At 68.8% G+C, this 24,289-nt stretch carries 23 protein-coding genes and 1 pseudogene; 17 read left to right on the top strand and 7 right to left on the bottom strand.

Going from position 1 to position 24,289, the window contains the following annotated elements; genetic code table 11:
- Nucleotides 1-26 precede the first annotated feature (26 nt).
- From ABD289_RS16160 to ABD289_RS16095, 14 genes and pseudogenes are all read left to right on the top strand, one after another.
- Nucleotides 27-1,574: an N-acyl-D-amino-acid deacylase family protein gene (locus ABD289_RS16160; protein WP_344132759.1), complete on the top strand. Its 1,548-nt coding sequence runs from the start codon at nucleotides 27-29 to the stop codon at nucleotides 1,572-1,574.
- Nucleotides 1,575-1,781: 207 nt separating this feature from the next.
- Nucleotides 1,782-1,925, top strand: a complete 144-nt coding sequence (locus tag ABD289_RS16155) for a hypothetical protein (protein WP_344132756.1) — start codon at nucleotides 1,782-1,784, stop codon at nucleotides 1,923-1,925.
- A gap of 157 nt (nucleotides 1,926-2,082) precedes the next feature.
- Nucleotides 2,083-2,733: a TetR/AcrR family transcriptional regulator gene (locus ABD289_RS16150; RefSeq protein ID WP_344132753.1), complete on the top strand. Its 651-nt coding sequence runs from the start codon at nucleotides 2,083-2,085 to the stop codon at nucleotides 2,731-2,733.
- Nucleotides 2,730-3,671 (top strand): ATP-binding cassette domain-containing protein, encoded by a 942-nt coding sequence (locus tag ABD289_RS16145; protein ID WP_344132750.1) that lies wholly within the window; start codon nucleotides 2,730-2,732, stop codon nucleotides 3,669-3,671. Before ABD289_RS16150 ends, ABD289_RS16145 begins: the two co-directional genes overlap by 4 nt.
- 9 nt (nucleotides 3,672-3,680) lie before the next feature.
- Complete coding sequence (locus ABD289_RS16140) at nucleotides 3,681-4,523, top strand: ABC transporter permease (protein WP_344132747.1); 843 nt, start codon at nucleotides 3,681-3,683, stop codon at nucleotides 4,521-4,523.
- Nucleotides 4,524-4,571: 48 nt separating this feature from the next.
- Nucleotides 4,572-5,756: a macrolide family glycosyltransferase gene (locus ABD289_RS16135; protein ID WP_344132742.1), complete on the top strand. Its 1,185-nt coding sequence runs from the start codon at nucleotides 4,572-4,574 to the stop codon at nucleotides 5,754-5,756.
- 480 nt (nucleotides 5,757-6,236) lie between these two features.
- A complete protein-coding gene (locus ABD289_RS16130; RefSeq protein ID WP_344132739.1) occupies nucleotides 6,237-7,007 on the top strand; it encodes an SDR family NAD(P)-dependent oxidoreductase in 771 nt (256 codons plus the stop codon).
- Nucleotides 7,008-7,055: 48 nt separating this feature from the next.
- The gene (locus ABD289_RS16125; RefSeq protein WP_344132736.1) at nucleotides 7,056-8,435 is read left to right on the top strand and encodes a GntP family permease; all 1,380 of its coding nucleotides are present in this window, start codon (nucleotides 7,056-7,058) and stop codon (nucleotides 8,433-8,435) included.
- 24 nt (nucleotides 8,436-8,459) lie between these two features.
- Nucleotides 8,460-9,398: an NAD(P)-dependent oxidoreductase gene (locus ABD289_RS16120; protein ID WP_344132733.1), complete on the top strand. Its 939-nt coding sequence runs from the start codon at nucleotides 8,460-8,462 to the stop codon at nucleotides 9,396-9,398.
- A complete protein-coding gene (locus ABD289_RS16115) occupies nucleotides 9,395-10,288 on the top strand; it encodes a transketolase (RefSeq protein ID WP_344132730.1) in 894 nt (297 codons plus the stop codon). The genes ABD289_RS16120 and ABD289_RS16115 overlap by 4 nt, the downstream gene beginning before the upstream one ends.
- Nucleotides 10,285-11,307, top strand: a complete 1,023-nt coding sequence (locus tag ABD289_RS16110; protein WP_344132727.1) for a transketolase family protein — start codon at nucleotides 10,285-10,287, stop codon at nucleotides 11,305-11,307. Before ABD289_RS16115 ends, ABD289_RS16110 begins: the two co-directional genes overlap by 4 nt.
- A gap of 54 nt (nucleotides 11,308-11,361) precedes the next feature.
- A complete protein-coding gene (locus tag ABD289_RS16105) occupies nucleotides 11,362-12,021 on the top strand; it encodes a GntR family transcriptional regulator (protein WP_344132724.1) in 660 nt (219 codons plus the stop codon).
- 553 nt (nucleotides 12,022-12,574) lie between these two features.
- Nucleotides 12,575-13,078, top strand: a pseudogene (locus ABD289_RS25355) (LLM class flavin-dependent oxidoreductase); the annotation flags it as partial.
- Between the two features lie 127 nt (nucleotides 13,079-13,205).
- Entirely contained in the window at nucleotides 13,206-13,520 is a 315-nt protein-coding gene (locus tag ABD289_RS16095) for an LLM class oxidoreductase (protein WP_344132718.1), read from the top strand.
- Between the two features lie 351 nt (nucleotides 13,521-13,871).
- On the opposite strand, the gene ABD289_RS16090 is transcribed toward ABD289_RS16095, so the two are convergent.
- Entirely contained in the window at nucleotides 13,872-14,612 is a 741-nt protein-coding gene (locus tag ABD289_RS16090) for a TetR family transcriptional regulator (RefSeq protein WP_344132715.1), read from the bottom strand.
- Between the two features lie 133 nt (nucleotides 14,613-14,745).
- Here ABD289_RS16090 and ABD289_RS16085 point away from each other — a divergent pair, with 133 nt between their 5' ends.
- Complete coding sequence (locus ABD289_RS16085) at nucleotides 14,746-15,900, top strand: acyl-CoA dehydrogenase (RefSeq protein WP_344132712.1); 1,155 nt, start codon at nucleotides 14,746-14,748, stop codon at nucleotides 15,898-15,900.
- A 147-nt stretch (nucleotides 15,901-16,047) separates the two neighbouring features.
- Here the strand turns inward: ABD289_RS16085 and ABD289_RS16080 are convergent, their stop codons facing one another.
- Nucleotides 16,048-17,340, bottom strand: coding sequence for an Nramp family divalent metal transporter (locus tag ABD289_RS16080; RefSeq protein ID WP_344132709.1), 1,293 nt, complete (start codon nucleotides 17,338-17,340; stop codon nucleotides 16,048-16,050).
- Nucleotides 17,341-17,504: 164 nt separating this feature from the next.
- Between ABD289_RS16080 and ABD289_RS16075 the strand changes: the two genes are divergently transcribed.
- Nucleotides 17,505-17,939: a DoxX family protein gene (locus ABD289_RS16075; RefSeq protein WP_344132705.1), complete on the top strand. Its 435-nt coding sequence runs from the start codon at nucleotides 17,505-17,507 to the stop codon at nucleotides 17,937-17,939.
- A gap of 166 nt (nucleotides 17,940-18,105) precedes the next feature.
- Here the strand turns inward: ABD289_RS16075 and ABD289_RS16070 are convergent, their stop codons facing one another.
- On the bottom strand, nucleotides 18,106-18,573 hold the full coding sequence (locus ABD289_RS16070) for a YkvA family protein (protein ID WP_344133627.1): 468 nt from the start codon (nucleotides 18,571-18,573) through the stop codon (nucleotides 18,106-18,108).
- A 121-nt stretch (nucleotides 18,574-18,694) separates the two neighbouring features.
- On the opposite strand from ABD289_RS16070, the gene murJ reads away from it, so the two are divergent.
- A complete protein-coding gene (gene murJ, locus ABD289_RS16065; RefSeq protein WP_425564700.1) occupies nucleotides 18,695-20,323 on the top strand; it encodes a murein biosynthesis integral membrane protein MurJ in 1,629 nt (542 codons plus the stop codon).
- A 6-nt stretch (nucleotides 20,324-20,329) separates the two neighbouring features.
- Here murJ and ABD289_RS16060 read toward each other — a convergent pair whose 3' ends face one another.
- The 4 genes from ABD289_RS16060 to ABD289_RS16045 form a co-directional block, all read right to left on the bottom strand.
- Complete coding sequence (locus ABD289_RS16060) at nucleotides 20,330-21,052, bottom strand: type 1 glutamine amidotransferase (protein WP_344132699.1); 723 nt, start codon at nucleotides 21,050-21,052, stop codon at nucleotides 20,330-20,332.
- Entirely contained in the window at nucleotides 21,049-22,401 is a 1,353-nt protein-coding gene (locus ABD289_RS16055) for a MurT ligase domain-containing protein (protein WP_344132696.1), read from the bottom strand. The genes ABD289_RS16060 and ABD289_RS16055 overlap by 4 nt, the downstream gene beginning before the upstream one ends.
- 87 nt (nucleotides 22,402-22,488) lie before the next feature.
- Nucleotides 22,489-22,659: a hypothetical protein gene (locus ABD289_RS16050; RefSeq protein WP_344132693.1), complete on the bottom strand. Its 171-nt coding sequence runs from the start codon at nucleotides 22,657-22,659 to the stop codon at nucleotides 22,489-22,491.
- A 785-nt stretch (nucleotides 22,660-23,444) separates the two neighbouring features.
- A complete protein-coding gene (locus tag ABD289_RS16045) occupies nucleotides 23,445-24,086 on the bottom strand; it encodes a transglycosylase family protein (protein WP_344132690.1) in 642 nt (213 codons plus the stop codon).
- Between the last annotated feature and the right edge of the window lie 203 nt (nucleotides 24,087-24,289).

Here is a 24,289-nt window from a genome sequence, read left to right as displayed (position 1 = left end):
GATCGCGGACCTGAAAGGCGGGGCACATGACCGAACTGCTCACCGGAGCCACCATCGCCGACGGCACCGGCGCCCCATTACGGCGCGCCGACGTCCTCCTCGACGACGACCGCATCACCGCCGTGCTCGACCCCGGCACCGCACCCGAGCACCTCCCACGCCGCGACCTCACCGGACTCGTGCTCGCACCGGGCTTCATCGACGCCCACTCGCACGCCGACAACGCACCGCTGCTCACCGAGCACGACACCACCAAGATCCTGCAAGGCGTGACCACCGAAGTCGTCGGCAACTGCGGGTTCAGCCTCGCCCCACACGACGAAACCCACGCCGCCGCCGTGACCGGATTCCTGCAACGGCTCTTCCCCACCACCACAACGCCCAGGCCCACCTTCGCCGAACTCTTCGCCGCCACCGACGCGGCCGGCTACACCACCAACCACTGCCCGCTCATCGGCCACGGAACCCTGCGCGCGGCCACCACCGGCATGACCGACGCCGCAGCCGACGAACAGGCCCTGCGCACCATGCGCGACGGGCTCGAAGAGGGCATGAGCGCCGGGGCGTTCGGACTCTCCAGCGGACTGGGCTACCCGCCCGCCAGGTACGCCACCACCGAGGAGCTCATCGCCCTCGCCCGCGTCCTCGGCGGCGACGGACTCTACGTCACGCACATGCGCAACGAGGGCGACGAACTCTTCAGCGCCATCGACGAGGCCCTGCGCATCGGCGAGGTCGCGGGCCGCACGCACATCTCGCACCTCAAGGCCGCCCGCCCGCACAACTGGGGCAAGCTCCGCCCGGCCCTGCACCGACTGCACCGCGCCAGGAACGACGGCCACGACGTGCGCAACGACGTCTACCCCTACACCGCGTCGTCGACCACGCTGACCGCGCTGCTGCCGCCCGACTACCTCAACGGCGATGACGACTACACCCTGGCGCGCCTGAAGGACCGCAGCGCCTACCTGGAGCTCTCCACCACCATCGAACGGCGCACCAGCTTCGACCGCATCCTCATCGCCTCCACGCCCGATCACCGCTACGAGGGCCAGACGCTGACCGACATCGCAGCCCAGCGCGGGATCGAACCGGTACAGGCGCTCATCGAGGTGCTGGTCAACGAGCGCCTGCGGGTCTCGATGACCCACTTCTCGATGCACGAGGACGATCTCGAACGCGCACTGCGCAACGAGCACACCATGATCGGTTCCGATGGCCTGCCACCCGGCCTCGGCGGCAAACCGCACCCGCGCATGACCGGCACGTTCCCGCGCGTGCTCGCCCGCTACGTCCGGGACAACGAGGTGCTGAGCCTCCCGGAAGCAATCCGCAAGATGACCTCGCTGCCCGCGGAGTCCTTCCGGATCCCGGACCGCGGCCTCATCGCCGAGGGCAAGATCGCCGACCTGGTCGCCTTCGACCCCGATGAGGTCACCGACGTCGGCGACTACCAGGACCCGATGCGGCCGCCGCGCGGCATCCCGTGGGTCTGCCAAGCGGGCAAGACCGTGGTCGACAACGGCAGCTACCTCGACATCCGCAACGGAACCCGCCTCACGCCGCGAGGCTGACCCTGCGTCGTTGCGGTCTTTTATCGGGAGGTGACTGGCCGGGCGAAGCATTAGTTTCGGTCGGCACTGAAGTAATAGATGCCGTTATATGACCATTGCATATCCCGACCGGGCGATATCGAGGGTCACTCGCGTGTGTCGCACCTGCGATCTCGCGGGCTCAGAAGCACCATCAGGCGGTAACTTCCGCGCCGAGAGGAGCCCCCAATGACGCTCTCCGACCACCGAACCGCGCCACAGGACTCCCTCGAGCCCGAGTTCGAAGACGTCGACCTGCCGGGCCAGACCCGCTACGAACCCGTCGTCGAACCGGATGAGGACGAGAGCCACCTGGTCCGCGGCTACGACTGAGCCCGCCGCCCGCTCTCCCGCCCGCCCCCGAGCCGATGTCGCCGGGGGCGTTTTTCGTCTCCGCACGACCCGCCCGGTCCCGCGCGACCCCGGAGCGGACATATGAGTGAGCGCACGCTCATTGACCGGAGTGAGCGCTCACTCATACAGTGGTCCGGTGACCGCAGACCAAACGCGTCGACGCGCGTCGGCGATGAGCCCCGACCAGCGCCGCGAGGCCATCGTCGAGGCGGTGCTGCCGCTGGTGCGTGAGCACGGCGCCCACATCACCACCAAGCAGATCGCCCAGGCCGCCGACATCGCCGAGGGAACCGTCTTCCGCGCCTTCAAGGACAAGGACGAACTCCTGCGGACGTGCGTCACGGCCGCGCTGCGGCCCGACGAGCTCTGCGAGGCGGTTCGCGCCGTCCCGCGTGATGCCGATCCAGCCACCCGGCTGACCGAAGCCTCCCGGCTGTTCCTGGATCACTTCACCCGCTTCGGCGAGCTCGTGCACACCCTCGCGAACTCGGGGTTCGACCTGCGCGGTGGCGCCTCCGGGAACAAGCCCTCGCCGATGGACTCGCGCGAGCAGTTCATCCACGACCTCAACGCCGCCATCGCCTCGCTCGTCGAACCCCACGAGCTCCGGATACCACCGGATCAGCTCGCGAACCTGTTGCAGGCGCTCATCCTCGGCATCCGGTTCACCGCGACCTCCGCCGACAGCGGCACCGCCGACCAGGAGGCCGAAATCCGCGCCCGCGTCGATGTGCTGCTGCACGGCGCGATCGCCGAGACCACCAACCCGACTGGGGAGTCCCGTTGAACGAACCGATCATCCAAGCGAGCCACATCACCCAGAAGTTCGGCGAGGTCACCGCCCTCGACGATGTCAGCCTCGCCGTCCCGCAAGGCACCGTGCTGGGCCTGCTCGGCCACAACGGCGCGGGCAAGACCACGCTGATCAACGTGCTCAGCACCCTGTTACCGCCCACCAGCGGAAGCGCCCGCATCGCGGGGCTCGACGTGGTCAAGGACCGCCGCGAGGTCACCTCGCGCATCGGCCTCACCGGCCAGTTCGCCGCCGTCGACGAACAACTCTCCGGATTCGACAACCTCGTGCTCATCGCCCGCCTGCTCGGCGCGAGCAACCGCGAAGCCAAGCACCGCGCCGACGAGCTGCTGGGGACCTTCGACCTCGCCGAGGCCGCACGACGCCCCGCCCGCACCTACTCCGGCGGCATGCGCAGGCGCCTGGACATCGCCGCCAGCCTGGTCGGCCAGCCCGACGTGATCTTCCTCGACGAGCCGACCACCGGACTCGACCCGGTCAGCCGCCTCAACCTGTGGCAGATCGTGGAGAACCTCGTCGCCGACGGCACCACCGTCCTGCTGACCACGCAGTACCTCGACGAGGCCGACCGGCTGGCCGACTCGATCACCGTGCTCTCCGCGGGCAAGGTCGTGGCCACCGGCACCGCCGACGAGCTCAAGGCCCAGGTCGGCCAGCGCACCGTCAACGCCACGCTCGCCGACCCCGCGGACATGAGCAGAGCGCTCCCCGCGCTTACGGCGGCCGGCTTCTCCCCCACGCACGACGAGGCCCGCAACGCGCTGACCGTTCCGGTCACCGCCTCCCGCGAACTGGCCGACGTGGTCCGCGCGCTGGACGACTCCGGCATCGACATCGGCGACCTCGGACTCGGCGAACCGACGCTGGACGACGTCTACCTCGCCCTGGCCCACACGCCCACCGCTGCCTGAGGGGAATCCATGACCATCACGCTGAACACTCCCGAACCCACGCGAACCCAGGCACCGAGCGGACAACGACGCTGGCGCGGCGCCGGATACCTCACCCAGATCCGGGTGCTGACCGGCCGCTCGCTGCGCGCGCTGCTCAAGGACCCGAGGGTCATCATCTTCAGCCTGCTGCAGCCGCTGATCATGCTCGTGCTGTTCAGCCAGGTCTTCGGCAACGCCATGATGGGCAGCGTCAGCGCCCAGGGCGGCAGCTACATCAACTACCTGATGCCGGCCATCCTGGTCACCACCGGCATCGGCGCCGCCATGCAGTCCGGCGTCGGCCTGGTCACCGACATGAAGAACGGTGTCATCGCCCGGTTCCGCGCCCTGCCCATAGGCATCAGCTCGGTGCTGATCGCCCGCAGTCTGTCCGACCTGCTGCGCACCGCCGTCCAGCTGGTCGTGCTGCTGACCGTGGCCGCCGCCGTGTTCGACTTCGACCCCGCGGGCGGCCTTCCGGGCACGCTCGGCGCCTTCGGCCTGGCGCTGTTCGTCAGCTGGTCGCTGTCCTGGATCTTCCTCGCCCTCGGCGCCTGGCTGCGCAAGGAAGAGGTCATGCAGAGCATCGGCTTCCTGGCGATGTTCCCGCTGATGTTCGCCTCCAGCGCCTTCGTCCCGCTGGAGACCCTGCCCAGCTGGCTGCGCGTGATCGCCCAGATCAACCCGCTGACCTACGCCGTGGACGCCTCGCGCGACCTGTCGCTGGCACTGCCCACCGGAACCGGTGTGCTCGCCGCGCTGGCGACCAGCACCCTGCTGTGCGTCGTCGGCATCGCCGCGGCGGTTCGCGGGTTCCGCCGTCCGCTGTAACCCCTTCGCCTCGGGTGCCCCAGCGGCACCGTCCTGTCTAGAGGAGTCATGAAGAAGCACTTCCTGTTCGTCAGCGTTCCCGCCTCCGGGCACGTCAACCCGACACTGGCGCTGGTCTCCGAGCTGATCGACCGAGGACACGCGGTCAGCTACGCGGTAGGACCCGATCAGGCCGACGCGGTGCGCGCCACCGGCGCCGAGGTCGTCGAGCTGCCCACCCGGATGCCCGACATCAACCCGGGCGCGAAGCTCGACCCGGAGCACATCCGGATGATGACGGAGTTCTTCCTCACCGACGTGCGTCAGAGCATGCCGATCCTGCTCGACCGCTTCGCGGCCAACCCGCCGGACGCGGTCTGCTTCGACATGATCACGCTGACCGGGCGGATGCTGGGCGACAAGCTCGGAATCCCGGCCATCGCGCTGACGCCGAGCTTCGCCTCCAACGAGAACTTCGACCTGCGTCAGCGCATGATGGCGGCGCACACCGGTCAGTCCGGCCCCACGGCCGAAGATCTGGAGCGGATCCAGGCCGCAGTCGCCGAGCTCGGTCAGGAGTTCGGCGTGGACGTCCCGGCGTTCGTCGGCGGAACCCCCGCCGAGCTCAACCTCGTGTTCCTGCCCAAGGAGTTCCAGCTCGAGCACGAGACCTTCGACGAGCGGTTCCACTTCATCGGACCGTCGCTGGGCGACCGGGAGAACGAGACCTACCAGCCCGCCGATCAGCGACGTCCGCTGCTGTTCATCTCGCTGGGAACGGCCTTCAACGACCGCCCGGAGTTCTACCGGCTGTGCATCGAGGCGTTCGCGGACACCCAGTGGCAGGTCGCCATGTCGGTCGGCAACCGCATCGACATCGGGGCACTCGGCGAGATCCCGGAGAACTTCGACGTGCGCACCTCGTTCCCGCAGCCCGCCGTGCTGCGGCACGCCACCGCGTTCATCTCGCACACCGGCATGAATTCCACCATGGAGTCGCTCTACTGCGGAGTTCCGATCGTGGCCGTCCCGCAGATGGCCGAGCAGGCCGCCAACGCCGCCCGCGCCGAGGAACTCGGAGTCGGGATCAAGCTCGACCCCGAGACCGTCACCACGACCGAGCTGCGCGACGCCGTGGACCGGATGGCCATCGACCAGAAGGTGCGGGCGAACCTCACCCGCCTGCGCGAGGCCGTGATCCGCGCGGGCGGTGCTCCGGCCGGCGCGGACGCCCTCGAGGCGCACCTGGCCTGAGCACCGCTCCGGGCCGAGCCCCGCATCCCGCGTACGCGGGATGCGGGGCTTTTTCGCTCTCGGCGGCGGTTTCGTCGGCTGGGTTTACCAGTAGCACGCGCCTAAAAATCAGCGGTTAGCTCGTGGGCTTGAGGTACCGGTGGATCGTGGGGCGGGTGTCGGCTTAAGCGCCGGGGTGTTGGTCACGGGTGGAGACTCGTCCGTAGCCCATCCGCATGAGCGCAGTTGTATCGCGAACCCCCGACAGCGTTCCGACGACGCGGACACGGGTTGCATCACAGAATTGACCTGCGAAAACGCTGCGCGAGCAAGCGCGTCTCGTGAACGATCGTTGGTGAGACACCGCCCAGCTGGTCGATAGCGTTCATCTTCTCACGGCTCTTCCCCAGACCCGGCGCCCCGACTTCTGAGGGTTGACTGTTAACAGACAACAGTCCTAGTGTGCTCGGAACCACAGCGCCCCGCCCGAACAGGAGCCCCATGAGTCCGCAACGCACGGCCGTCATCACCGGAGCGAGCAGTGAGAATGGAATCGGCATCGCCACCGCGCGACGTTTCGCCCGCGACGGCTGGGCTGTCGTCGTCCTCGACCTTGCCGGTGACCGCGCGGGGGTGGTGGCGAAGTCCATCGCCGCGGAGCACGACGTACCGGCGTTCGGACACGCGGTGGACGTCGCTGATGAGACCGCGGTCAACACCGCGCGGGACGCGGTGGCCGACGAGGTCGCGGCTGGCCGATTGCCCGAGGTCGGGGCCGTCGTCAACATCGCCGGGATCACCTCGCCGGTCGACTTCCTCGACACGACGCTCGAGCTGTGGCGGCAGGTGATGGACGTCAACGCGACCGGGACCTATCTGGTCACCAAGGCGTTCCTTCCCTCGATGGTCGACAGCGGTTGGGGGCGCATCGTCAACATGTCGTCGGTGTCTGCCCAGCGTGGCGGCGGGGTCTTCGGCAAGGTGCCCTACTCCGCCGCGAAGGCCGCCATCCTCGGTTTCACCAAGGCACTGGCCCGCGAGCTCGGACCGACCGGGGTCACCGTCAACGCGGTCACCCCCGGCGCGGTCGACACCGACATCCGGGTGGGCAGCTCTGCCGAGCAGGAAGCCCAGATCGCCAGTTCGATTCCGGTCGGCCGTACCGCGACGACCGAGGAGGTCGCGGCGGCCATCACCTACCTCTGCTCGGAGGACTCCTCATACCTGACCGGCGTCACCCTCGATGTCAACGGCGGAAGCCACCTGCACTGACGAACCACTGACCATCGGCCACCGTCGTCCGATCCCCCGGAGAACCCCGTGGACGCTCTACTCCTGACACACCTGGGCATCACGGTTATCGGCATCGTGCTGATGATCGTGGCACTACGCATCAACCCCGTCATCTCGCTGGTCGTCGGCGCGCTCTACCTTGGCGTCGCAGGCGGCATGGGATTCGCCGACTCCGTCAGCGCTGTCACCGACGGGTTCGGCAGCCTGATGGCGGAAGTCGGCCTCATCATCGGCTTCGGCGTGATGATCGGGACGACCCTCTCGGCCACCGGCACGCTGCAACGCGTGGTCGACAGGTTCCTCGCTCTCGCAGGCCCGAAACGGTCGCCGTACGTGCTGGGACTCACCTCCGGCATCGTCTTCCCGGCGATCTACTTCGATGTCGCGCTGGTGATCCTCGCTCCGATCGCCGGCGCGATCGCCAAGCGAACGGGCCGTAGCCTGGCCACACTCGCGGGAGCCCTCGCGATCGGTCTCGAGGTGGGTCTGCTGATCGTCGTGCCAGGCGTCGCCGCCGTCACCATCGCCGGCCCGCTGGGCGTCCCGCTCGGCACGGTGCTGCTGTGGGGTGTGCCGCTCGGGATCGTCTTCATCCTCGGCAGCATCTTCCTGCACGACCGGCTGATGAGGCTGATCTTCAACCCGGACACCGACCGCGAACCCGACTTTGACGACTCGTTGTTCGCGGTGGCCGAGGCCGACACCACTACGACGCGTTCCGACGGTCCGGGCACAGCGCGGAGCCCGGCGGTCAAGACGCGCCAGCAGCCGCTCCTCGTCGCGATGCTGCCGGTCCTCGTCCCGATCGTGCTCATCGTGATCAACACCATCGGTGAGGTCACCGGCAACTCGATCGCGGTCCTCGCCTTCCTCGGAAGCCCCGTCGTCGCCCTGATCATCGGGTTGCTGATCGGCATCGTGCTCGCCGTCCCGGTCGTGGGGCGCGACGGCATCGACGACCTGATCACCAAGGGCGCCCAGACCTCCGGTTCGATCCTGCTCTTCACCGGCGTCGCCGGTTCGCTCGGTGAGGTGATCAACAAGGTCGGTATCAGCGACATGCTCGGCAGCGCATTCTCCGCCAACGCGTCTATCCCGGTCCTGCTCGCCTGGATCGTCGCTGCGGTGCTGCGGCTTGCGCAGGGATCGGCGTCGGTGGCGGCTATCACCGCGGCCACGCTGCTCGCGCCGATCGTGGGCACGATCTCTACCCCGGCGATCCTCATCTTGCTTGCCGCCGGTACGGGAGCGGCGTTTGGCGGCCATGTCACCGACAACACCTTCTGGATCTTCAAGCAAATGCTCGGATTCACCGTCAAGGGCACGTTCAAGATCTACACCCTTGCTCAGTCCACGTTCGCCGTCGTCGGGCTCGGCGTCTGCCTGCTGCTGGGCCTCGTGCTCTGAGCCCCGGAAAGGGGAGAGAAAGCTATGACCCCGCCGATCCCCCCGGCCATCACCTTCGTCGGCATCGGTGCGATCGGGCTGCCGATGGCCACGCAGCTGACCCGGGCCGGCTTCGACGTCACCGCTGTCGATAACGACCCCGGCCGGTTACAGAGCGCTGCCGACGAGGGGATGAGTACAACGACGAGCATCGCGTCCGCGGACGCGGCGAAAGCCGTTCTGTGCATGGTCGCCACGCCCGAACAACTACGGGCGATCGCGCTCGGCCCTGACAGTGTGCTCACCCGCATGGCCCCAGGTAGCACGTTCGTCGTGATGAGCACGGTGGGACCCCAAGTAGTCACGGAGCTGGTCGCCGCAGCGCCCGAGGGCGTGAGCGTGCTGGACGTGCCGGTCACCGGGGGTGTGTCCCGCGCCCGCACCGGCGAGCTGCTGCTCTTCGCATCGGGACCGCCTGAGGCGCTGGCCCGGCTGCGCCCGGCGCTGGACGCACTCGGCCAGGTGGTCGGCTGCGGGGCCGAGGCCGGCCGTGGACAGGCAGTCAAGGCGGTGAACCAGCTGTTGTGCTCGGTCCATCTGGTCGCTGCCGCCGAGGCGCTCGCCCTGGCCGAAGCACTTGAGCTCGACCCCGCGGAGGTCCTTCCGGCCCTCGCCGGTGGCGCCGGCGGGTCCTGGATGCTCAACGACCGTGGGCCTCGGATGCTCCAAGGCCCGGACACCGAGGTGACCAGCGCCGTCGGCATCTTCGTCAAGGATTCCGGGCTGGTGGCCGACATCGCGGCGACGACGGGATTGGACGCGCCGCTGCTCGAGGCCGCGACCGCCAGATTCCGTGCCGCCGCCGACGCCGGCCTGGCTGAGCAGGACGACTCCCAGGTGATCCGCACCTATCGCGCACCCGCGCCCACGGCATTACCCCACAACGACCCCGCAATCGACCCCACCACTGGAGGCGCCAGATGACGACAGACAGCACCCGCACGACCAGCGAGAGGATCCCTGTCGGGTCCACCGACACCCGTCAGAAACGGCTCGAGCGCATCCGCGAGACCGCGTTCAACATCCGCAGCAACGCCCTGATCCAGGCGGAGGTGCAGGGGCAGGGCTACATCGGGCAGGCGCTCGACATCGCCGACGTGCTCGCCGTGTTGTACGCCGACCAGCTCGAGCTGCGGCCCGACGACCCGGCGTGGGAGGGCCGCGACCGCTGTCTGCTCTCGATCGGGCACTACGCGCTCGCGCTCTACGCCGCACTGGTCGAAGCGAAGGTGCTTCCCGCGGAAGAGCTGGACACCTACGCGACCGACGACTCGCGATTGCCGATGTCGGCGATGGCCTCCTACACGCCGGGAGTCGAGATCTCCGGTGGCTCGCTCGGCCACGGGCTGACGATCGCCAACGGAATCGCCATGGCCCTCAAGCGCAAGGACAACCCCGCGTTCGTCTACAACATCCTCTCCGACGGCGAGCTCAACGAGGGCTCGACGTGGGAGGCCGCGGCGGTCGCCGGGCACCACGAGCTCGACAACCTGATCGCGATCGTGGACTTCAACGACCAGCAAGCCGACGGGAAGAGCAGCGGAGTGCTCGAGATGGATCCGGTCGACCAGAAGTTCGAGGCATTCGGATGGGTCGCCCGCCGGGTCGACGGCCACGACCTGCCGGCCCTGCTCACCTCCCTGGAGGAGCTGCGGGCCGAGGAGGCGAGCAAGCCGCGCTGCCTCGTCGTCGAGACCAGGCTCGGCAAGGGCGTGGAGTTCCTCGAGAACAGGGAAAAACTGCACTTCATGCGGGTCGCCCCCGACGAATGGGCCACGGCCCACCAGCAGCTGAAGGAGTCCTACGAAGCATGAGCACCCACACCAGCACCGCCACGGCCGTCCCGAAGCGGCTCACCTCCGACGCCATGAGCGCCTCGCTGGCCCGCGAGGACCAACGCGTCACCGCCGCGCCCCTCGGTCATGCCCTGGTTGGCCTCGCCCGGGAAGACGACCGGATCGTCGGCCTCTCGGCCGACCTGGCGAAGTACACCGATCTGCACATCTTCCGCGACGCGATGCCGGAGCGCTTTTACCAGATCGGGATGGCCGAGCAGGCACTGGTGGGCGCCGCCGCCGGCCTGGCGATGGAGGGGTTCGTCCCCTTCGTGTCGACGTATTCGGTCTTCGCCACCCGCCGGGCCTACGACTTTCTCTGCCTAGACGTCGTCGAGGCCGGACTCAACGTCAACATGGTGTGCGCACTGCCGGGGCTGACGACCGGCTACGGACCCTCTCACCAGGCCACCGAGGACGTCGCGATCCTGCGCGGCATGCCCGAGCTGACCATCGTCGACCCGTGCGACGCCGTGGACATCGAGCAGGCGGTGCCGCAGCTGGCTGCGCACGACGGCCCGACGTACACCCGAATCCTGCGGGGCAAGGTGCCACGGGTGCTCGACGAGTACGACTACTCCTTCGAGCTCGGCAAGGCGAAACTGGTCCGGGACGGTGCCGACGTACTCCTGGTGTCCACCGGGCTGATGACCGAGCGTGCGCTTGAGGCTGCCCGGGAACTGGATGCCGACAGGATCGACGTGGCCGTCCTGCACGTCCCAACACTCAAACCCCTCGACGAGGAGACGATCCTGCGCGAGCTGGGCAAGGACCGACTGGTGCTGACCTGCGAGAACCACACGGTCATCGGTGGCTTGTTCGACGCGGTCGCCCACACAGCGGTGCGCGACGGGATTGGCCGGCAAGTCACCCCCGTCGGTCTGCCCGACGAGTTTCTCGACGCCGGCGCACTGCCAACGCTCTCGGACCGGTACGGCGTCAGCACCAACAAGCTCGTCGAGCGGATCCGTGCCATGCACGGCGCCGCACACCGGTAGGTCAACAGTCGACAAGCCGGTAGGCTGGACCGGCCAACGACCGTGAAGGAAACGATGAACACCAACTCTGGAGCTCTCGCCGGGCTCGAACGCACCAGCCTCCGTCAACAGGCGCTGCACGCGCTGCGACGGGCGATCAGCACCGGCGAGCTCGCGCCCGGCACCCACCTGGTGGAGACCGACCTCTCCGAGAAGCTCGGAATCAGTCGCGGCACGCTGCGGGAGGCGATGCGCCAGCTGCAACAGGAGGGCATCGTCTCGACCAGCGCCAAGGGCGGGCTCGCGGTTCGCACCCTCGACGCCGAGGAGATCGTCCACCTGTTCGCCGTCCGGGCAGCCCTCGAGTCACTGGCCGCCGAGTCGCTCGCCGCTCGCCCCGACCGGGACTCCGCAGTGGCCGTGCTACGTGAGGCCGTGCAGGCGATGGTCGACAACCAGGACGCTGAGGTCGGCGAACGCATCGAAGTCGACCTGACCTTCCACCGCGAGCTGTGCCGGCTCTCCGGAAACCCCGTCCTGCTGCGCTCCTGGCAGGGACTCGAGGGCGCAATCCGGATGTCGGTCATGTGGGCCGGCCGCGACCGCGCCGTCGCCAACATGGACGTCGGCCCGCACGTCGAGATCGTCGACATCATCGCACGCGGCGAGGCCCGCGAGGCCCGCGAGTTCGTGCGCAGCCACATGGACGAGGCCGCAGCCAACCTGGTGAGCTGAAGTCTGCGCCCCGATCCGAAGGTGCCGCTGGTCTTGAGGAGAATCCGCGATAATCACGGACGGTACAAGCACAACCTTTCGTTCTGAGCTTCCCCAGCCCCGTGCCCGGTTCCCGCAAGGAGCGGTAGCCGCTGCGGGAGCGTTCGCCCTCCACGGGGAAGTCGTAGGTGCCGTAGCGGTTCACGTGTTCCAGCAGGACCGGGGAGATGCGGGCGAGCAGGTCGCGGTCGATGTGGCCGCGCCGCTGTGACAGGTGCTCGACGGCGCTCCGCTCCCCACGTGATCACTAACGAGCGACACGTCACCGCAGGCGAAGAGCAAGCCGAGACCAGGGGCAGCACTGGCATCTCCAAACACATGCCGTTCAAGCTCGTCCCTGATCTGGCGAAAAAGAGCTAACTGTGGGTCTTTTGGCGCGTGCTACCGGCAGTCCGGCTGGTCGTCCTTAGTTTCAGTTTACACTGAAGCTATAAACACTATACAAAAATTCGGCGGCGCTCCGTCCTAGGTGAACCGCGGCCCCACCGGCGTCCGGAAGCGACAGCACGGCCGCATGTCCGACTTCCGCTTCGCCGCGAACATCCACGGCCTCGGCGCGGCCGCCGAGTTCTCCGAGTCCTGCCGCCACATCGAATCCCTCGGCTACGACGCGCTTTTCGGCGCCGACCACCTCGGCATCCCCTCCCTGGTGGCAGCTGCGCAGGCCGCCGAACACCTGCGGGTCGGCACCCTGGTGCTCAACTCGTCGTTCTGGAACCCCGCCATGCTGGCCCGCGACATCGCCACCACCGACGTCCTCACCGGCGGACGTCTCGAGGTCGGCATCGGCGCCGGGCACGTGAAGCGGGAGTTCGACGAGGCCGGAATCGACTGGCAACCCCTCGGTTCCCGCGTGCGCGAGATGCGCGAGACCATCGACGAGCTCGCTCGCCTGTTCGCCTCCCACAGCTACGAACTGCAGGCCGAGCTGCGCGCCGAACACGGCATACCCGTGTTGCAACCCGTGCAGAACCACGGCTTCGGCGGCACCGGACCACCCCTGATCGTGGGCGGAACCGGCGACCAGGTCGTTCGTCACGCGGCCGAAACCGCCGACATCGTCAAACCTCGCGGGCATTCGACAGGTCAACGGACAACCACCGGGCACCCTCCAGCCGGCCACGGCCGCGGAGGTCGAGGACCGCGTGCACTTCACCAGGACGTGCGCGGGCGCACGGGCCGACGAGATCGAATGGGCCACGCTGCTGCAGATGGTCGTGCCCGCAGACGATCGCGAAGCCGCCGCCGAGGACCTGCGGAGCCGTCTCGGCGACTCCCTCACCACCGAGCAGATCCTGGAGACGCCCGTCCTCCTGATCGGCACCGTCGAAGAAATGGCCGACCAGCTGATGCGCAACCGCGAACGCTACGGATTCACCAACTACACGGTCCACGGCATGTACGCGGACAGCTTCGCCCCGGTCCTCGCCCGGGTGCGCGAGCGCGTCGCGTGCGATTGAGTTTCAGTTGACACTGACGGAATAGATGTTATCGACATGGCGAACCGGGAGACCTGGCTGATCAAGTTGCAGCCCGTTGGCCGGTAGCGCTCCCCCGCAAGCGCGGCCTTCTCAGCGCGAAGTTGATCGAGATCGCGGTCGACGTCGAACGGCACAGCCCCCGCTGCCCGCTCCAGTAGGAACCGCTTCGCTGTGCCCGCAGTTGCCGGTTTCCGGATTGGCGGCTTCCGGGCGCTGAAGCGAGCTCGGCGACGCGGGCTCTTCGGAGGAGTTTTTCACCGAGCACTGAAGGCGCAGATGTGATCAACATGTTGCGTTCGAAGATCGAATCCGGCACTGAGTGCCGCGAGATCAGTCCTCGAGTTCGCCGAGCGAATGGCGCAGCTGCTTGAGCACCACACCGGGCGAGGCGCTCGTGCGCACCGCGGCGACCACCACCGAGTCGTCACCTGCCACCGCTCCCCCGCTCGGCCACTGCGGTGACAAGACCTGGTCGAGCTGCCCGATGGCCTCCTGCAGAGCCGCTCGAGCGTCGAACTGCCCACCGCTGCGCAGCCACTGGCGCAGCACGTGGTTGTGCGCGGCCACCACCGCGGCCGCGGCGACCGCCGCGTGCAGTTCCCCGTCCGGCTGATCGCTGAAGCACCGGCGCAGGAAGCGCGCGAAGACCCGCTGGTAGCGGTCGATGCTGGCGATCTCCTTGTCCCGCAGGGCCGAGACCTGCCGGGTCAGCTCGAAGCGCCGCAGCGAGACCTCGGGTTCGTCGAGGTACATCTCCAGCACCATCCCGGCGGTCTCGCCCACCACGCGCAGCGGTGACGCCGTCGGGTCGGCGGCTTCCAAGCGCTCGACGACCTCCGCCAACCGCTCGTCGTGGCCGGGGAACACGACGTCCTCCTTGGCCCGGAAGTACCGGAAGAAGGTTCGCCGACCCACTCCTGCGGCGTCGGCGATCTGATCCACCGTGGTCTGCTCGAAGCCCTGCTCGGCGAACAGATCGAGCGCGGCCACCGCCAGGGCACTGCGGACCTTGCGCCTGCCGTGCGCGGTGCGACCGGCGCGGGGCTTCGGTGCGGCGGCTGCCTCGGACATGGCCGGAATATAGCACCGCCGAATTGTCGGTGGCACTCAGTGCCGTTACGATGGCGTCAATCCGATGACCGCGTGACGCGCGGACCAAGCACGACTCCGGCGCCGACACGGCGCGGGACCTAGGAGGGACCCGGTGGACCCGAACTTCGGCACCTACCAGCTCGCAGAGGAGCACGACGCGCTGCGCGAAGCGGTGCGCGCCCTGTCCGAAAAGGAGATCAAGCCGTACGCCGCCGAGGTGGACGAGCAGGAGCGCTACCCCGCCGAGGCCCTCGACGCGCTGGTCAAGTCCGGCTTCAACGCCGTGCACGTGCCCGAGTCCTACGGCGGCCAGGGCGCCGACTCGGTGGCCACCTGCATCGTGATCGAGGAGGTCGCCCGGGTGTGCGCGTCCTCCTCGCTGATCGCCGCGGTGAACAAGCTCGGCACCATGCCGATCCTGCTCTCGGCCTCCGAGGACCTGAAGAAGCAGGTGATGCCTGCGATCGCGTCCGGTGAGACCACCGCCTCCTACGCGCTCTCGGAGCGCGAGGCGGGCTCCGACGCCGCCGCGATGAAGACCCGCGCGCACCTCGACGGCGACCACTGGGTGCTCAACGGCAGCAAGTGCTGGATCACCAACGGCGGCGTGTCCAAGTGGTACACCGTCATGGCCGTGACCGACCCGGACAAGGGCGCCAACGGCATCAGCGCGTTCGCGGTGCACGGCGATGACCCGGGCTTCACCGTCGGCCCGAAGGAGAAGAAGCTCGGCATCAAGGGCTCGCCGACCGTGGAGCTGTACTTCGAGGACGCCACGATCCCGGCCGACCGGATCATCGGCGAGCCCGGCACCGGCTTCAAGACCGCGCTCAAGACCCTGGACCACACCCGCCCGACCATCGGTGCGCAGGCCGTGGGCATCGCCCAGGGCGCCGTGGACGAGGCGATCGCCTACGTCAAGGAGCGCAAGCAGTTCGGCAAGGCGATCTCGGACTTCCAGGGCGTGCAGTTCATGCTCGCCGACATGGCGATGAAGGTCGAGGCCGCGCGCAACATGGTCTACCTGTCCGCGGCTCGTGCCGAGCGCGGCGAGGCCGACCTCGGTTTCATCTCCGCGGCTGCGAAGTGCTTCGCCTCCGATGTGGCCATGGAGGTCACCACCGACGCGGTGCAGCTCTTCGGCGGCGCGGGCTACACCCGGGACTTCCCGGTCGAGCGCATGATGCGCGACGCCAAGATCACCCAGATCTACGAGGGCACCAACCAGGTCCAGCGCATGGTCATGGCCCGCAACCTGCTCAAGTGACCCCCTGACCGGAGGGTGGTCCGACCGACACCGGTCGGACCACCCCTCGGTTGGCGGCGACAGTTTTGCCTAAAACTGTCGCAAGATCGTGTCCGTTCTGTCCGGACAGTTTTAGGCAAAACTGTCGCTACCGCGGTCCGAAGGGGATCAGGTGATCTCCGTGAACGCCTGGTAGAGGCCTTGTGCGGCGGCTACGCAGACCAGTGTCGCCACCAGGGCGAGGCCGAGGTTCGCCAGCCAACCGTTCCGGTCCTGCCCCATCGCCGCGCGGCTGTTCAGCAGGGCGATGAGCCCGAAGACGATGAGGACCAGGAACGGTGCGGTCAGCACGTGGCTGACGACCACGAGCGGAACAAGGCCCGGACCGCCCGGCAGGGTCCACAGGACGGCGGTCAGTCCCCAGAGGACGACCGCGATGTAGACCGGGTCCTTGGCGCGGCTGCTGTATCGGCCCGCCCTGGACGGTCGCACCGCGTGCAGGGCCTCCACGACCATCTTGCCCAAGGCGAACACCGAACCGGCCACCGTGGTCCAACCCGCGGCCAGCAGTCCGAAGTAGAAGATCAGCGCGCCGACCGGGCCGATGGCCGCCTGCAACGCACCCGCGATGTCGCCGGCTTCGGAGACGCCGCCACCGCCGTGCAGGACCTCGGCACCGAGGGCCCAGACCACGACACCGAGCCCGAACACCACGATCGAGCCGAAAGCCAGGTCGTACTGCTGGACCCGGCGGTACTTGGCCGACAACCAGCCCTTCTCGCGCAGGAATTCCGGATAGAAGAGGTTGGCCATCGAGCCGATGGTGGCGAGCACCAGGCTGGCCGAGACGAGGGTGGCGTCGAACGGGCCGCTGCGCTCGGGCATGTCGAAGGCCAGGCCCTCCACCAGCGCGGGCACGTCGATGCCCACCAGCACGATGGCCAGGACGAACGCCAGGACCATCAGCGCCAGCACGACCTTGAAGGTGTTCTCCACGACGCCGTAGACACCCTTGGCGGTCACCAGGAACACCGATGCGGCGCCGATCAGCGCCCCGACGAACGGCGGGATCGCGCCGTCGACCAGCCCGGAGATCGCCACACCCACCGCGCTGAGGCTGAACGACAGCAGCAGGTGGATGTAGAGCACGAAGGAGACCAGCAGCAGCCAGCCCATCACCGGGTGCAGACTCGCGAGGCCGCGGGTGATGCTCGGGTCGTCCCGCTTGTTGAACAGCACGTACTTGCCCAGCGCGTTGACGAAGACGAACCGCAGCGCGATCGCCACCGGCAACACCCACAGCAGGGCGTAGCCGTAGTTGCCGCCGGCCACCGAGTTGTCGATCAGGTCGCCGGTGCCCACCCAGCTCAGGGCGACCACTATTCCCGGGCCGAACGACCGCAGGTAGGAGAGGAAACCCACGGGCACGGCGGGTTCTTGCCGGGATAACTGCTGGCTCATCGCGATCTCCCGATCAGCGTCGTTGCTGGATCTTCGACCACGCCAGTATGAGATATCATATCCCGATATACCAGAGCCCCCGAACGGATGGGCGCGGATGCTGCCCCGCCATCAGGCCCGCACACTTCCCGTATCAGCCGCGCGAGCCGAACCGGGAGGCAGTGATGCAGGCCCTCCGCGACTTCTTTCTGATCGTCGGCCGGATCGGGATCGGGATCATCCTGATCGCGCACGGCTGGCAGAAGCTGATCACCAACGGCATCTCGGCCACCGCCGAGGACTTCCAGAGCATGGGCGTACCGATCCCGGGCGTGTCCGCCTGGTACTCGGCCGTCGTCGAACTCGCGGGCGGGGTGCTGCTGATCCTGGGCGTGCTGATGCCGCTGGTCGGCATCGCCGTCGCCATCGACATGGCGGGCGCGATCGTGTTCGTGCACCTCGGAAACGGGCTGTTCACCCCGATGGGCTTCGAACTGCCCCTGGCGATCGGTGTCGCCACGCTCGCGCTCGGCTTCAGCTCGGGACGTCTGGCAGTCGATCACGTGGTGTTCGGCCGCCGAGGGCGTCGCGCGAGCGAGCCAGCGGAACCGAACGTCTAGGAGCTGTTCGGGAGCGCGGCTGCCCCGCTGCTTCCAGCGCGGGACTCGGCATGCGGGTTCGCAAGCGGCGTCGCGCTGAGCACGGAGCTCGACCTGCATCGGGGCGACGCGAGAAGTCCCGGTTCCGCTGCCCGCACCACCGAGCGACGCGGCCCCTCAACGAGGACTAGCGCTGCGAGCCTGGTTCCGGCTCCGGCTCGTTCGCCGCCACGTAGTTGCCGGATTCGGCGTAGAGGCTGGTCAGCAGCCAGGTCCCCACGCCGATGTCATCACCGATGCCCAGCAGGGGCAGGAAGTCCGGGATGAAGTCGATCGGTGAGACCAGGTAGACCAGCGCGAGCGCCCACAGCGCCAGCTGGTAGCGCGGCAGCGCGGGGTTCTGGCCGCGCGCCGTCGCGCGCAGCATCCCGGGCAAGGCCCGCAGCTGAGCCTTGGGCGAGCGCACGGGTGCCGCGCGGTGCGCGCGAACCGCGGCCAGCAGCGGGATGCGGCGGCGGATCCTGGCGACCACGCCCGCGATCCCCATGCCGATTCCCGCGGCGATCAGACCGACCGGCAGCAACCACCCGCCGGCATCACCACCGAGAACCACCGCCACCACGATGCCTGCCGCCACCAGCAGTCCACCGAACACGATCAACCGGACAACCCCCTTCCCGGTGCCTGCGATCAGCATCCCACGGATCGGCGCCGGGCGGCGAGCGCCGGGGTTTCGTGGCACCTTCGGCAGGAACCCGACGAAGATCCGCGAGAGGATGCACGTGGTCGAGCAGGCCGACACCGACGTTCGCCGTCCCTCGCTGGCGCGCGCAAGCGCGGCCATGGCGGTGGCCACCGCCGCCAGCCGGGTGAGCGGCCTGCTGGCCAAGGTGCTGCTGGTCGCCGTGCTCGGCCTCGGGATGGTCAACGACTCCTACACCGTGGCCAACACCCTGCCCACGGTGGTCAACGAGCTGCTGCTCGGCGGCGTGCTGACCAGCATCGCCGTCCCGCTGCTGGTCAAAGCCCAGGAGAAGGGACCGGAGGAGGGCGCGGCCTACGCGCGGTGGATGATCACCATGGGCGGGGTGCTGCTGGTGGTCGCCACCGCGATCGCGGTGGCCTGCGCGGGACTGCTGACCGCGCTGTACCTCGGTCCCGATACCCGGGCCAACGCCGAGCTGACCACGGCGTTCGCCTACCTGCTGCTGCCCGGCATCGTGTGCTACGGCATGTCGGCGCTGCTGCAGGCGATCCTCAACGTGCGCGGGGTGTTCGGCACCCCGGCCTGGGCCCCGGTGTGCAACAACCTCGTCGTGATCACCACGGTCGTGGTGTACGCCGCGATGCCCGGTGAGATCACCACCGACCCGGTTCGGATGGGCGAGCCGAAGCTGCTGGTCCTGGGCCTGGGCACGCTGCTGGGCATCACCACGCAGATGACCGTGATGGCGGTGTCGTTGCGCCGGAACGGCTTCCGCTACGGCTGGAACTGGGGATGGGACCGGCGGCTGTCCGAATTCAGCGGGCTGGCCGGCTGGGTGGTGCTCTACACCCTGGTCAGCCAGATCGGCATGATCGTGATCATCCGGGTGGCCGGGCAGGGCACGCCCGGCAGCGTCTCGACGTTCAACTACGCGTGGTTGCTGTCCCAGGTCCCCTACGGCGTGCTCGGGGTGTCGTTGCTGACCGCGCTGATGCCGCGGATCAGCCGCGCGGCGGCCAACGGCGAGACCACCGCCTTCATCGACGACGTGGCGCTCGGGACCCGGATGAGCACGGTGCTGCTGATGCCGGTCAGCGCCCTGCTGGTGCTCACCGGCGGACCGCTCGGCGTCGCCTTCTTCTCGCTGGGAGCCAGCGACGTCTCCGCGGCCGACCGGCTCGGGCTCGCGCTCGGCGCCGCCGCCGCGGGAGTGGTTCCGTTCGCCATCACGATGCTGCAGCTGCGCGCCTTCTACGCCATGCGCGACGCGCGCACCCCGACCTGGATCAACGTGATCATGGTCGCGGTGCGCAGCGCGCTGTGCTACGTCGTGTTGGCCACGCTGGACCCGCACGACCTGGTGCTGGGCGTGACCGCGGCGATGTCGGCCAGCTTCCTCGTGGGGGCGATCATCGGGCAGATCTGGCTGCGGGTCCGCCTGGGACCGCTGCGCACCCGCGCGACGATGGCCGGGGTGCTGCGGGCCGTGGTGGCGAGCGCAATCGCCGCGGCCTGCGCCGTGGCGATCCTGAGCGGGCTGAGCGCGCTGATCGGTCCGCTGGGCGAGCAGGCCGACGCGTGGCTGGCGTTGGTCGTGCACACCGTCGTGGTGCTGGCGGTCAGCTTCGGCGTGCTGGTGCTGATGCGCGCCCCGGAGGTCAAGCCCGTGTTGCACAGGCTCGGTCGCCTCCGGGGCTGACGCGGTTCACTTGCGGTTGCGCACGTGCACCCGGGTTCGTTCGGTGCGCAGCGCCTTGAGCTCCGGCGGATCGGGCATCGGCTCCAGCGGTTCCCCGATCGCCCACTCCAACAGCAGGTCGGCGAGCTTCGGGTTTCTGGCCAGCACCGGTCCGTGCATGTAGGTGCAGACCACGTGCCCGGCCACCGCGCCTTCGACGTCGTCGTGGCCGTTGCCGATCCCCCGCACGACCCGGCCCAGCGGCTGCGCGCCGGGTCCGACCACGGTGCGGCCGAGGTGGTTCTCGAAGCCGGTGAGCATTCCGACTCCGCCCATCGTGCACTGCGCGGTGATCTCGCCGATGGCGCGTCCATCACCCGGTTCGGTGGTGGCGTCGACCAGCGCGAGCCCGTCGTGCCGCTGCCCGTCGCCGGTGACGAAGCTGGTGCCCAGGACCTGCAGACCACCGCAGATGCCGAGCACCGGAACGCCGCGGGAAGCCACCCGCACCAGTCCGTTGCCCCGACGCAGGAACTGCACCGCGGCGACCTGGGCGATGTCCTCGCCGCCGCCGATGAGGTACAGATCGCAGTCCTCGGGAACGGCGCTCTCCGACGACAGCACGGTGACGATCTCGGCGTCGATGCCGCGCCAGCGCAACCGTTGCGCCAGCACCGTGACGTTGCCCCGGTCCCCGTAGGTGCCCAGCAGGTCGGGCACCACCATCGCGATGCGTACCGGCGCGCTCATCGCTTGCTCCGAGTGACCAGGTCGCGGAATGCCGTGTAGTTGGCGATGACGTCCGGGACGCCACCGCGGGTGCCGCCGAGGGCGACCTCGACCGTGGAGGCCACGGTGGCGCGCACCTGGGCGTAGCGCAGTCGCACCGCCAGGTCCAGCGCGCGGTCGCCCGCCACGGCGACCTCGCGTCCCCGCAGGACCTCGAAGTCGATGTCCCACAGCCAGGAGACGTCGTAACCGTCCGCTTCGCGGCTGTTGACCACCAGAACCAGCGGGTCGTCGGTGGCCGCGACCAGGTCGAGCATCTCCAGCCAGCTCGCTGGGTTCTTGGCCAGCAGCAGCCGGACGCTGCGCCCGTTGATCCGCACGGTGTCGTAGCGCCCCGCGGCCGAGTTCACCTGCCGCACCCGGGCCAGCGCCGCGTCCGGGTCGCCACCGAGCTGCAGCGCGGCCGCCAGCGCGAAGGTGGCGTTGATCCGGTTGACGTGGCCGGGCAGGGCCAGCCCGAGGTCGTGGTGGATGCCGCCCGGGCCTTCCGCACCGGTGTCGGTGACCGCCCAATCAGCTGCCGGGCGGGCCAGTCCGCAGGTGCAACGCCAGTCACCGGTGACATCGCCGAGGAAGGCGCCGCAGCGCGGGCAGTTCAGCGCGTCGTCCTTCCACCGCGCGCCGCCGGAGATCCAGGTGACCCGGGGATGCCCCTCGGCGGCGAAGACGATGTTGGGATCGTCGCGGTTGGCGATCACCACGGATTCCGGGGCCTGGGACACCGCGCGTTGCAGGCTGGCGGCCACCGTGCGCACCTCGCCGACCCGGTCGAGCTGATCGCGGCTGAGGTTGAGCAGCAGGATCACCGACGGGGAGAACTTCTCGGTGACCTGGGCCAGGTGCAGCTCGTCGACCTCGAGAGCCGCGAACGGGGCGTCCATCCGGGTCATCAGCGCGGCGACGTGGCCGTCGAGCATGTTCGCGCCGGTGGCATTGCTAACCGCAGGCGCCTGGGCCCGCAGCGCCTCGGCGACCATCTGCGTGGTGGTGGTCTTGCCGTTGGTGCCGGTCACCATCACGACACGCCGACCGGTTGCCAGCCGCTGCAGCAGTTCCGGTTGTAGGCTCAGAGCCAGTCGGCCCCCGATGATGCCTCCGCTGCCGAGCCCGAACCGCTGCGAGGCGGTGGCGGCGAGTCGTCCGGCGCGGATGGCCAGCGTGGTGCGCGGGCCCATCTTGCGCGGCCGCCGGTCCGGCTGCGGTGGCGGTATGACCTTCCAGCGCTGTCCGGTCCGCGGTTCGGCGAACGGTTGGTCGGCTGGCTCTCCGCGAACTTGGGATTGCCCGGTCTTGCGAGTGGTATCGGCCATGCGTCCCCTCCCCCTCGAACGGCCGTCGCAGCGGCACGTTCAGCTCGGCTAGGGGCGGCGCGAACACCAGCACGCGGTGCTCGGGGCTCAGTCGGCCGTGCTGGGGTTCGCCGCCCGTCGCTTCCTGGCCAGTGTGACCCGGCTGCGGCGAACCAGCGCGACGATCAGTAGCAGGACACCGGCGAGGACGGCGGCGGGACCGACCCATCCGTGCAAGGACGACACTTCGGCGACGGCCAGAAGCCGGTCGGAATTCACCTCGAGCTCTCCCTTCCGTAGGCGTGCGCGGACGTCCGGGGGGCGGGGACCGTGCAGGCAGGGCGATGAGCGCGCTCGGACCTATGATCCGACGTCGCCGGGCCGATTCGCCCGCAACATGCCGAGGGATCGCGCTTTCGGGAGTTGTTCACCCGTCGAAGCGGACACGGGGAACGCTATGTGATCAATTTCGGCGGGCGCCGAATTGTTGACCTCGCAGAACTGCGCGCCACGCCGCACACTTCGACCCGGGGACGTGATGGACAGCCGACACGCTCACCCGATCAGGTTTTTTGTGGCAATACGCTGGGATATCAAAGTTCGTGCGATTACGCTCGGAATTGATCCCGACGATCTCCGTCAAGATCCGAAGGGAGTCATCCGTGATCGAATTCCTGTTGCTGTTGCTGGGCGGTTTCGTCTTCGCCGGAGTCAGCTGGACGGCCTGGGACATCCGCACCGAACTGCGTCGCCAGAAGCCCCAATGACCGACACGCCGCAGCCGACCGGGGAGAGGTTTCGGTTGCGGCGGAGCCGCGTGCGGTGCGGGACTCAGTCGAGACGTCGTCGGGCGAGGACGGCCGCAGCGCCGCGCTGGTGAGGCCGCTCAAGTCGCGGGATCCCGACGGCGTCCGAGGTTCCGCCACCCGCGCCGCCACGCGAACCCCACCCTGGAACATCTACCAAGTCCGACACCGTCGAACCGAGGCCGGAAGCACAAGGGACCCCGCCGGAGAGAGGCAGGCGGGGTCCCTTGTTTCACCCGTGTCCGCTGACCGGGTGGGTCACTTGATGACGAGCTGCTGCCCCGGGAAGATCAGGTTCGCGTCGTCGACGATGTTGCTGTTCTCCTCGAACACCTGGCGCCAGTCCACGCCGTACTGCTGGGCGATCTTGGACAGCGTGTCGCCCGCCTGCACGGTCACGGTGCCGTCGACCTGCACGGTCTTGCGGACCTCGCGCTCGGAGGAACCGGAGCTCTGCTCCGAGGAGGAGCTGCTGCTCGAGGACTCGTTGCTCGAGGACTCGTTGCTCGAGGAGGACACGTCCTGGTGCTGGGCGCCGCCCGAGGAGCTCAGCCCGGCCTCCTTGGAGCACACCGGCCAGGCGCCGGGCCCCTGGCCCTCGAGCACGCGCTCGGCCACGGCGATCTGCTGCGCCTTGCTCGCCTGCGCGGCGTTCGAGGCGTACTCGGTGCCGCCGTAGCCCGACCAGGTGGACTGGCTGAACTGCAGGCCGCCGTAGTAGCCGTTGCCGGTGTTGATGTGCCAGTCGCCGCCGCTCTCGCACTGCGCCACGGCCTCCCAGGTCGAGGTGGAAGCGGCGTTGGCCGGCATCGCGAGCGCGAACGGCGCGGCGACCATGGCGCCCGCCACGGCGGCCCGGGTGATGTTGCGGCTGGAAGCGGACTTGCGGTGCTTGCCCATGTGCTTTCGTCTCCAGAAAGGCCTGCGCGGTCGGTCGGGTGACCGAGCGCCGCGCCCCTGCCGTCGCGTGTGTCGGGGATCCGGAGAGCCCGCCGACAGGGCTCGGCGCTGCGGGCTTCCGGTGTTGCCATCGGCTCGGGGAGGCCGACGGTGGGCACGCTACGTAGCGAAAAACCGCTATCCAAACCACGGCGGAGTGGCAG

This window comes from Saccharopolyspora halophila (assembly GCF_039531955.1).
Taxonomy (GTDB): domain Bacteria; phylum Actinomycetota; class Actinomycetes; order Mycobacteriales; family Pseudonocardiaceae; genus Saccharopolyspora; species Saccharopolyspora halophila.
The sequence above is the reverse complement of the archived record's forward strand: the minus strand, read 5'-3'. Positions and strand labels throughout refer to the sequence as shown.

Bases quoted from the DNA above. Each gene is read 5' to 3' on its own strand.
- ABD289_RS16160 (WP_344132759.1), top strand. From the start codon at position 27: ATGACCGAACTGCTCACCGGAGCCACCATCGCCGACGGCACCGGCGCC.
- ABD289_RS16155 (WP_344132756.1), top strand. From the start codon at position 1,782: ATGACGCTCTCCGACCACCGAACCGCGCCACAGGACTCCCTCGAGCCC.
- ABD289_RS16140 (WP_344132747.1), top strand. From the start codon at position 3,681: ATGACCATCACGCTGAACACTCCCGAACCCACGCGAACCCAGGCACCG.
- ABD289_RS16135 (WP_344132742.1), top strand. From the start codon at position 4,572: ATGAAGAAGCACTTCCTGTTCGTCAGCGTTCCCGCCTCCGGGCACGTC.
- ABD289_RS16130 (WP_344132739.1), top strand. From the start codon at position 6,237: ATGAGTCCGCAACGCACGGCCGTCATCACCGGAGCGAGCAGTGAGAAT.
- ABD289_RS16120 (WP_344132733.1), top strand. From the start codon at position 8,460: ATGACCCCGCCGATCCCCCCGGCCATCACCTTCGTCGGCATCGGTGCG.
- ABD289_RS16115 (WP_344132730.1), top strand. From the start codon at position 9,395: ATGACGACAGACAGCACCCGCACGACCAGCGAGAGGATCCCTGTCGGG.
- ABD289_RS16110 (WP_344132727.1), top strand. From the start codon at position 10,285: ATGAGCACCCACACCAGCACCGCCACGGCCGTCCCGAAGCGGCTCACC.
- ABD289_RS16105 (WP_344132724.1), top strand. From the start codon at position 11,362: ATGAACACCAACTCTGGAGCTCTCGCCGGGCTCGAACGCACCAGCCTC.
- ABD289_RS16090 (WP_344132715.1), bottom strand. From the start codon at position 14,612: ATGTCCGAGGCAGCCGCCGCACCGAAGCCCCGCGCCGGTCGCACCGCG.
- ABD289_RS16080 (WP_344132709.1), bottom strand. From the start codon at position 17,340: ATGAGCCAGCAGTTATCCCGGCAAGAACCCGCCGTGCCCGTGGGTTTC.
- ABD289_RS16075 (WP_344132705.1), top strand. From the start codon at position 17,505: ATGCAGGCCCTCCGCGACTTCTTTCTGATCGTCGGCCGGATCGGGATC.
- murJ (WP_425564700.1), top strand. From the start codon at position 18,695: ATGCACGTGGTCGAGCAGGCCGACACCGACGTTCGCCGTCCCTCGCTG.
- ABD289_RS16060 (WP_344132699.1), bottom strand. From the start codon at position 21,052: ATGAGCGCGCCGGTACGCATCGCGATGGTGGTGCCCGACCTGCTGGGC.
- ABD289_RS16055 (WP_344132696.1), bottom strand. From the start codon at position 22,401: ATGGCCGATACCACTCGCAAGACCGGGCAATCCCAAGTTCGCGGAGAG.
- ABD289_RS16045 (WP_344132690.1), bottom strand. From the start codon at position 24,086: ATGGGCAAGCACCGCAAGTCCGCTTCCAGCCGCAACATCACCCGGGCC.